Origin of the sequence: Pandoraea sp. (assembly GCF_004297875.1) — a bacterium.
Lineage (GTDB): Bacteria > Pseudomonadota > Gammaproteobacteria > Burkholderiales > Burkholderiaceae > Pandoraea.
This window is the reverse complement of sequence record NZ_SCSK01000043.1, coordinates 1-8,488: the sequence shown is the minus strand read 5'-3', so window position 1 is coordinate 8,488 and position 8,488 is coordinate 1. Positions and strand designations below refer to the sequence as shown.

The window sequence follows — 8,488 nt, the reverse complement described above, 5'->3', positions numbered from 1 at the left end:
GGGCAAGCTGGTCTACAGCACCTTCGACTGGGGCATCCGCGACCAGGATGGCTATTTCTACATCCTGGGCCGCACCGACGACGTGATCAACGTGGCGGGCCACCGCCTGGGCACGCGCGAGATCGAGGAAAGCATCTCCAGCCATGCCAACGTGGCCGAGGTCGCGGTGGTCGGGGTGGCCGATCAGCTGAAAGGGCAGGTCGCGATGGCCTTCGTGGTCGCCAGGGACACCTCGGCGCTGGATGAAGCTGCAAAGCTCAAGCTCGAAGGCGAGATCATGAAGCGGGTGGATGACCAGTTGGGGGCCGTGGCGCGCCCGGCGCGCGTGCGCTTCGTGACCGTGCTGCCCAAGACGCGCAGCGGCAAGCTGCTGCGCCGGGCCATCCAGGCGGTCTGCGAGGGTCGTGATCCCGGCGACCTGACCACCATGGACGACCCGGCTGCGCTGCAGCAGATCAATGCACTATTGGTAGAACTTTGAGAGAAAGGAATAGGGGGCGGCGTGTTGAAATCTCCGGTTTGCTCCAATCATCATTGAATGGGAAGGTCACGCTACCGCCCGATCTTCCTTGACACGCCTCCGCCGCGCACTGTAGCGGCAAGTTGCTGACACAGCCGCTGCTCGATCACCGGCCTCCACGGCACCAGGCTGAACCCCATACCGTCATCGAGCAGCGCATAGCTCGCGCAGTCAAGCATGGCACAAACGACCATCCGTAGCACCTGTAGACCCGTCTGGACTTCCGGCGCATATGACGCCTTCTCACTAATCGGGACTGGGGCGTGCGGCTTCTTCATGCAGGCCAGGGGCATCTTGGGTGTCTCTGCGACAGGCCGAATAGATAAACGCGAGTCGTTCTATGCCACGAGGTTAAGCTTGCGGTTTGGGGGCGGACTATAGAAAAATCCATGCTCCACACCTCGTTGACCGTGCGTGCCAGCTGCAGCGGCACACGCTCATTGATAGGCCGCTTGCTCTTCTTGCGTCGGCGCACAGCCAGATTGGCTTGCCGGTACGGGGAGTGACCGACTCGCTGCCATTCAGGGAGCTGTTGCTCCCTGAGTGATATCCCCGAACAAGGGGGAATGTCGTGTTCCCCCTGCGCTCCCAAGGTGAACCTTTACGGAGACCCAAGCGACTTGGCTAGTTCAGCGAAGCGAGCGTATGTTTCCTGCTGAGCGCAGTCCATCGAGCTCGGCGATTAGTCGTTCGTTGATGGATGTTAGCTTGCGGATTCGCAGATCCTGTTCCTTGATCGAGGCGCGTAACTCACGTGACCTTTTCCGCTCCTGCAGGAGTTCTGACCTGATGGTGTCGCGCTCGACGCGCGCAGAGCGCCCTTGTAGGCCCCGAATGCGGTTGGCTACTTCCGGATAGTGGTTGTGAATGAGTGCCGGGCTAACCCCAACTTCGCGTGCGACAGCCGAGAACGAAACCTTCGCCGCATTTGTGTGCGAGCGACCGAGCTGAATCCGCTTGATCGCGAGATCGAATTCCTTGGCCCGAATTGATGCGGGTCTTTTGGCTGCTGTCATTGCGAAGTGCCTTTCACTGCGTAGCCCAACTCGCTCAACACGCTGCGACAGCGCTCAAGGTCGCGCTGCACGCGAGTCTGGCCGCTTATGCCGATATCGGAACATTGCGCTACTTCTAGTAGATGGTCGTACATGCCTTGGTAGATGTGGCCGTGCGCGCGCCCGATCGCTGCGTTAGAGCAAGTGCTGCAGCGGGTTCTCTCAAGATCATTGCCGATGCAAAGGTTGTCGTCAGCCGTGCACCAAGCGTGGCCCGTACTTCGAATTGCCGTGCTAGCCGCAATCGAGCGCACCATGTGCTCGTGGTTTTTAAAGATCGTGACCGCATCGCTGCCTCGCCAAGCCACGACGCTGGTGCCGTAGCCGCCGGAGAGCGGCTCTCGAGGATCCAGCCAGATCTGCGCAACGCCCTCCTTGATGACGTCGAGTTCTTGGAGGATGTCGAGATAGAGCGCAACTTCTTGATTCGCGTTGAGCGCATATCCCAACGTCATGTCCATCGACCAGTGCTTGAAATGCTCTCTGAGGTATCGTAGGTCTCCGAACTGGCTCCGCGCCGCGTAGTTGGCAAAGGCCCGCCGGAACTGATGACTCGCGAGTTCCCAAGAAATCTCATGAACAGCACAGAAATCTGCCAGCGCCTTTTTCCACCCATGAAGGGAGAGCGTACGAACGCGAGATTTTGTCGCAGAGTTGGCAAGGAAAAGTGCATTCTGATGCCGCAACGCCTCGGCAATCTCGATGTCGCTCGGGTTAGCCCGACGCCGTTCCATGATTTCTGTCTTGACGACGTCCTGCAGCGGTATGGCAAACCGTTCCATCACGGCTATGGCGCGGGCGGCAGCTTCTGGAATCATCCACTCCGTCCGGCCCTCATCTGTCTTGGTCGATTGAGAACGCATCCACCAGTAGGTATTCCCTTCGTCATCACGCGTGCTGTAGCAAGCGCCGTTTTCCAGGAACGAGAGCTCATGATTTCTACAGCCGGACAGGCTAGCAAGGACGATATAGCAGGAGGTCCTGAGCAATCTGATGTCCGAGCGAATGGTGGAGCAGCCTCCCCCGACTCCTTCAGCTTCTAGATATGCGTTTTGGATTTGATTGATGCGAGAGATCGACAGCCTCCCACCGTCGCGATTCTCGATCTCTTGAAGAGCGTCACGCAAGTCCAGAAGTCTCTGAGCGGCCTGCACACGGCCCCAGGCTGCCTGAAAGAGTTTGGCGAACACGTCGTCGGGGATGAGAGGCGTTCGGCCACCACGCCTTCCATTCGACGTCTGTCCGGTCATGCCAGCTATGTGCGAAGCCGACGTGTCAGGCCAGGGATGCGTCGGCATGGGATCCGACGTGTATTGGCTGACCTCGTAGAGCGTTTCAACTGCGGTTAGACAAGAGACTAGCGCGGACTTGCCGATCGGCCTAAGGCCGGGTTGGACGTACTCGCGGCGCCACTGGATATACGCCGAAGTGACGAACTGCGTCACCTGACCAAGACGGGAGATGTTCATGCGGTGCAGAAACTCCGCGAACGCGACCGAGACTTGGAAGCGGTCTCGAATAGTTGTTGAGACAGCGCGCTTCCGCAGGCCTTTTCGCATGTACCTGTAGAAGCACTCCTTCCACGTTTCGCGAAGGGGGAGCGCAATGCGACTGAAGTCGATTTTTGAGCGCCCCAATCGCGTGTTGGAGGTCGTCGGAAGCAACTGCCAAACCTCGTCACCGAAGCGGCTTAGGACGATCCAGCGCCCATCGACACGTGCGATGGACACCACGAGCTTATCTCGCTCGGCGCGCGGCAGCTCAGATGCGTGTGAAGGTTGCCGATCGAAGTCGTCTTGGACGCTCGGCACTACTCTGGCAGTTCTCATAGCGTTGCGAGAGCTTCCATCATTCCGTCCGCTCGCCAGAATGGATGGGGATTAAGTCTTGCTCGCTCCCGTGCTTCATCGACCTCGGCTTGTTTGAAGACCCGCTTCTTGACGCCGGCAGCGATGACGTCACGCTCAATGAGCCTGACGATGTGCGCGAACTGTCGGTCCCAGCGCTGTCGCTCGATGCGCGCCCTTTCACCCAGTACGCGCCAATAGAACGAAAACAACCGGTGCAAATCATCGCCCGTCACTACGTAGTTGGCGCACCGCAGGCAGTTCAGGAAGCTCATGCAAACTGCGCCGTCAGCCTTCTTGGGAGCGAATTCACCGTTACGACCATCCGTGCATTGACCCACTGGCGTCTTTGCGGTCTTTCCCACTTCGTTCTTCAGTAGCTCTGTCACGAGCGTCTCGCCCATGAATCGCCAGTTCCTCTTGGAATTTTCGCCCGGTCGAAGGTAGCTGTTTGCTGTTACCGATGGCGAGTGTCCGGCCGCATAGGCGGTCGCGCGGAGATCGCCATTGAGCAACTCATTGAGCCGGTTGACGAAGGTCTTTCTCAGCCTGCTGATATTGATCCGAAGGGGCTTCCCTCCGCCGTCGACAAGTTGCGCTCCCTTCACTAGTGCAGTTACATTCCGGCCGAACGTCGCATCTTCAAGTGCTGAGGCCTGTCCGACTCTCGGTCCTTTGGCAGCCTCGAACAGCCAGAGTCGGCCCTTCAACGCGTCAGGAGCCTTCTGCCGCAGCGGCTCAGACAGTTCCAAGACTCTCCTTATCAGAACGACAATGTTCCACCTGACTGTGGACGTTCCTTCGATCATCTCCCACGATTTAAGATCGTTGCGAAGAGCGACCTTGCTATAGTTGTTTCCGCGGCGCTTGTACAGGAGCAGAAACATCGTTCCCTCTTTCGGGTGCGGTTTCAGGCACGTGGTTGGCATCTGCAGGATAGGCGTTGTGTTGCGTCCCGTATACAGCGCCACCGCCAGCGCAGCGTAGGAGACCAGCTCGCTGGTCAGCGTGACAGTTTCTGAAGAGAAGATGGGAGACAGCGCTTCATTGATCGCAAGTGCGAACTGTTTTCGTTCTTCGCGTGTGAGCGGTGTTTCTCCTTTCACCTTGTTCCTGACACCTGGGAAAGGTGAGGGAGGAAAGGTAGCGAGATCACCCACATGAACGATCTGAAGTCGGTCGCGTCTGCCCAACGCCTTGAGCACCGCTTTGGCCTTGTCGTACTTGGCCTTTTGGCTTAGGGTCGAGAGTCCTGATGCCTGCAGGTACAGCAGGTATCCATCAATCAGATCTCGTGTGACGTCGGCCAAGCGTATGGGGATCTCCTTCGTAGCTGAAATGAATGCCACGTACTCGAGAAATGTCGCGATGCCTAGCGTGCAGTAGCTCACGATCGTCACCTTCGACAGTTCAGCGTCTTGGCCGGCAACGAAGCGTTCGATCTGTTCTTGCAGTGCGAACGTGATCTCGTCGATTCCGCAGCCGTACCAGCGGCTGAATTCGAAGGTTGCTCCTCCGGTAATTGAACTGGGCTCAATCCTGACCAACGTCTTCTCTGGTGGGCACGGGGAGCACTCTTGGTTGGCATGGATTGCGTCGATCAGGAGAGTCGTCCTGGTGAACTTCTTTTTCACGTGTTGCATTCAATCGCGAAGCCAGTCATTGAGCTCATCCGCGTAGGCGAGTACCGCGTCGTCCGCGAGTTCGTTGATCATGTGGAGATAAATCATGGTGGTTTGGATCGAAGCGTGCCCCAACTGATTCTGCACAAACACCAGGGGATCCAACCCCACTGTCCGACTACGTTGCAGCGCGACCAGCGTATGTGTCGCGTAGGTGTGGCGCAACATGTGCGTGTGGACCTGTACTCCGCAGCGCATGCCGACAGTCCGCACGATGCGTTCGATCGCCTTGCCTCCTGCCGCAAACGCCTTTCCCGAGTTGTTCACGAAGAGTGTTGGAGGTTCCTGATCCTCCACAATGTTCTCGTTCCGGTGAAGCTTGACGTATTGCGCCAACTCTTTCATGAACCACCTGGTAATAAAGATCTCCCGGCAGCGCATTCCCTTTGTGCGCATTCCATGGCCGTCATCAGGGTCCAGCAGCACACGCACGTTGCGAGAGGCCCAATGGACTTTGTCTGGATCAAAGACGTAGGCGACTGGGAAGGTCGCGAGTTCTTCCCTGCGCAGCCCGGTGTGCAGCGCAAGTCGAATTAGCATTCTGTGATGAACGTTCGCAGGAGCGTTGAGGAGAGCATGTATCTGCGATCGGGGGAGAAATTTGATCGGCTGAGGGCGACGCGCCGGCATGATGTCGGGTACTTCGGCGGTCGATCGACCCCGCGCGTGCGCCAAAAAACTATTGGCAGTCATGTTGCGGCGGCCCTCGAGCTCGAACGGTAGCTTGCCTATCCATCCTCGTTTGAATGCGAACTCGTAGAACTCGCAGACGTAGAGCAGGCGCAGTCGAACTGTGTTCAGCCTTTGGCGAAGGTCGTTCAAGCAATAGTCTCGATATCCGGCAACCAGCGTGCGCTGCGTTTGGTCTCGATCGACGTCGTCCCAAGAGAGTTCGTTTGCTTCGAGGAATCCGAAGTAGTCGTACAGCGCTCTTCCAATCGCCGTCCACGAATTCTTCGAGGAGATCTGCCCACGTTGAAGGTAATGTTGCAAGAATCGATTTGCGGGCACGCAGCTTTCCATGGATGACCAGAGCAGGATAGGGAAGCCCTCCCGCGGGCGCCCAGCAACGACGTAGTCGTCTGTGGCGAAGACCAGTTGCATTACAGACCAGCCCTTCGCGTTGTTCGGCCAATAGCCTTGAACTCATACAGTTGAAAATGCGTTGCAAGATCAACAGCCCCTCCGCCGTCGCTCCGCGTTCTCGTGTCGAACAATTTCGACCCTTGGAAAATACGCTCGTACTCGGCCCTGCCAGCGGCAACGCGCCACTGCGCTGCCCTCACTGCAGGCTTGAAGTCAACATCCTGCTTCGCATACTCATCGCCTAGGCCGGGCGGAGCGCAAGCTGCGCCTTGCTTGCGCCTTTGTACAAGGGGTCGTCTCAGAAAACGGAGAATAAAGCACGTTAAGCCGATTGCAGAGGTCGCAACGGCCTGAACTTGCCCGCGCCGATCTTGGCGCTGCTGCGCCAGAGGTAATCGCCGGTCAGATTGATGTGTTCCCAGCCCAACGGCGACAGGTACTGCAATAGCGTTTCATCGACGGCATGGCCGTTGCTACGCAACGCATGCGCTGCGCGCTCCAGGTAGACCGTGTTCCACAGCACGACAGCCGCCGTCACCAGATTGAGGCCGCTGGCCCGGTAGCGCTGCTGCTCAAAGCTGCTGTCGCGGATTTCGCCCAGCCGGTTGAAGAACACGGCGCGGGCCAGTGCATTGCGTGCTTCGCCTTTATTCAGCCCGGCATGGACGCGGCGGCGCAGCTCAACGCTTTGCAACCAGCCCAGGATGAACAACGTCCGCTCGATGCGCCCCAGCTCACGCAGGGCGACAGCCAGGCCGTTTTGGCGCGGATAGCTGCCGAGTTTCCTAAGCATCAGCGAGGCCGTCACCGTGCCTTGCTTGATCGAGGTGGCCAGGCGCAGAATTTCGTCCCAATGGGCGCGGACGTGCTTGATGTTGAGAGTGCCGCCGATCATCGGTTTCAGCGCGTCATAGGCGGCTTCGCCTTTCGGGGTGTAGAGCTTGGTGTCGCCCAGGTCTCGGATGCGCGGTGCGAAGCGGAAGCCCAGCAGGTGCATCAAGGCAAAGACGTGATCGGTGAAGCCCGCCGTGTCCGTGTAATGTTCCTCGATGCGCAGGTCGGACTCGTGGTACAGCAGGCCGTCAAGCACGTAGGTGGAATCGCGCACGCCGACATTGACCACCTTGTTGTGGAACGGCGCGTACTGGTCAGAGATGTGGGTGTAGAACGTCCTGCCTGGGCTGCTGCCATATTTCGGATTGATGTGCCCGGTGCTTTCTGCCTTGCTGCTGGTTCGGAAATTCTGTCCGTCCGACGATGATGTGGTGCCATCGCCCCAGTGCCCGGCAAAGGGATGCCGAAACTGGGCGTTGACCAGTTCGGCCAGCGCCATCGAATAGGTTTCATCGCGGGTATGCCAGGCTTGCAGCCAGGCGAGCTTGGCGTAAGTCGTACCGGGGCAAGATTCGGCCATTTTGGTCAGGCCCAGGTTGATCGCGTCGGCCAGGATCGTAGTCAGCAGCAGATTTTTGTCTTTGGCGAGGTCGCCGGATTTCAGGTGCGTGAAGTGGCGGGTGAAGCCCGTCCACTCATCGACCTCCATCAGCAGCTCGGTAATCTTGACGTGCGGCAGAATCATGGCCGTCTGGTCGATCAATGCCTGCGCGGTGTCGGGCACCGCAGCATCCAGCGGCGTGATCTTCAAGCCCGATTCGGTGATGATGGCGTCCGGTAGGTCGTTGGCCGCCGCCATGCGATTGACCGTGGCAAGTTGCGCTTCCAGCAACTCCAAGCGCTCGCTCAGGTACTGGTCGCAATCGGTGGCCACGGCCAGCGGCAATTCGCTGGACTGCTTGAGGCTGGCGAACTTCTCGGGTGGCACCAGGTAGTCCTCGAAGTCCTTGAACTGACGTGAACCCTGTACCCAGATGTCGCCCGAGCGCAACGCGTTCTTAAGTTCCGACAGTGCGCACAACTCGTAATAGCGTCGGTCGATGCCGGCGTCGGTCATCACCAGCTTCTGCCAGCGCGGCTTGATGAAGTTGGTCGGTGCATCAGCGGGCACCTTGCGGGTGTTGTCGATGTTCATGCCGCGCAGCACCTCGATGGCGTCGAGCACGTCCTTGGCGGCGGGCGCTGCTCGCAGCTTGAGCACGTCGAGGAATTCCGGCGCGTAGCGGCGCAATGTGGCGTAACTCTCGCCGATGCGGTGCAGGAAGTCGAAATCATCGGGCTGGGTGTCACTTTCAGAAGACGAATGCACGGAATGTCAAAAGCCGATTGCACCTGCCAACCAAGCCTCGGATAAACACCCCCCGCAATGCCGGCAGTTGTCTTACATGCCACGTTTCGGACTGC

General features: G+C 58.6%; 4 protein-coding genes and 4 pseudogenes. 1 reads left to right on the top strand and 7 read right to left on the bottom strand.

All coding sequences use genetic code 11. From position 1 onward, the window contains the following. Positions 1-481: pseudogene (prpE, locus tag EPN80_RS12730) on the top strand (propionyl-CoA synthetase); the annotation flags it as partial. 71 nt (positions 482-552) lie between these two features. Here prpE and EPN80_RS12725 read toward each other — a convergent pair. From EPN80_RS12725 to EPN80_RS12695, 7 genes and pseudogenes are all read right to left on the bottom strand, one after another. Further along, positions 553-681, bottom strand: a pseudogene (locus EPN80_RS12725) (DUF3363 domain-containing protein); the annotation flags it as partial. Between the two features lie 221 nt (positions 682-902). Further along, positions 903-1,016: pseudogene (locus EPN80_RS12720) on the bottom strand (IS3 family transposase); the annotation flags it as partial. Positions 1,017-1,149: 133 nt separating this feature from the next. Next, complete coding sequence (locus EPN80_RS12715; RefSeq protein WP_293027633.1) at positions 1,150-1,536, bottom strand: TetR family transcriptional regulator; 387 nt, start codon at positions 1,534-1,536, stop codon at positions 1,150-1,152. After that, positions 1,533-3,044 (bottom strand): hypothetical protein, encoded by a 1,512-nt coding sequence (locus EPN80_RS12710; RefSeq protein WP_293027631.1) that lies wholly within the window; start codon positions 3,042-3,044, stop codon positions 1,533-1,535. Before EPN80_RS12710 ends, EPN80_RS12715 begins: the two co-directional genes overlap by 4 nt. A gap of 356 nt (positions 3,045-3,400) precedes the next feature. Next, positions 3,401-5,065 carry a hypothetical protein gene (locus EPN80_RS12705; protein ID WP_293027629.1) on the bottom strand — a complete coding sequence of 555 codons (1,665 nt, stop codon included), beginning with the start codon at positions 5,063-5,065 and terminating at the stop codon, positions 3,401-3,403. Then, positions 5,066-6,208 carry a site-specific integrase gene (locus tag EPN80_RS12700; RefSeq protein WP_293027626.1) on the bottom strand — a complete coding sequence of 381 codons (1,143 nt, stop codon included), beginning with the start codon at positions 6,206-6,208 and terminating at the stop codon, positions 5,066-5,068. It abuts the gene before it with no gap. A gap of 304 nt (positions 6,209-6,512) precedes the next feature. Further along, positions 6,513-8,366 (bottom strand): annotated as a pseudogene (locus EPN80_RS12695) (Tn3 family transposase); the annotation flags it as partial. Positions 8,367-8,488 lie beyond the last annotated feature (122 nt).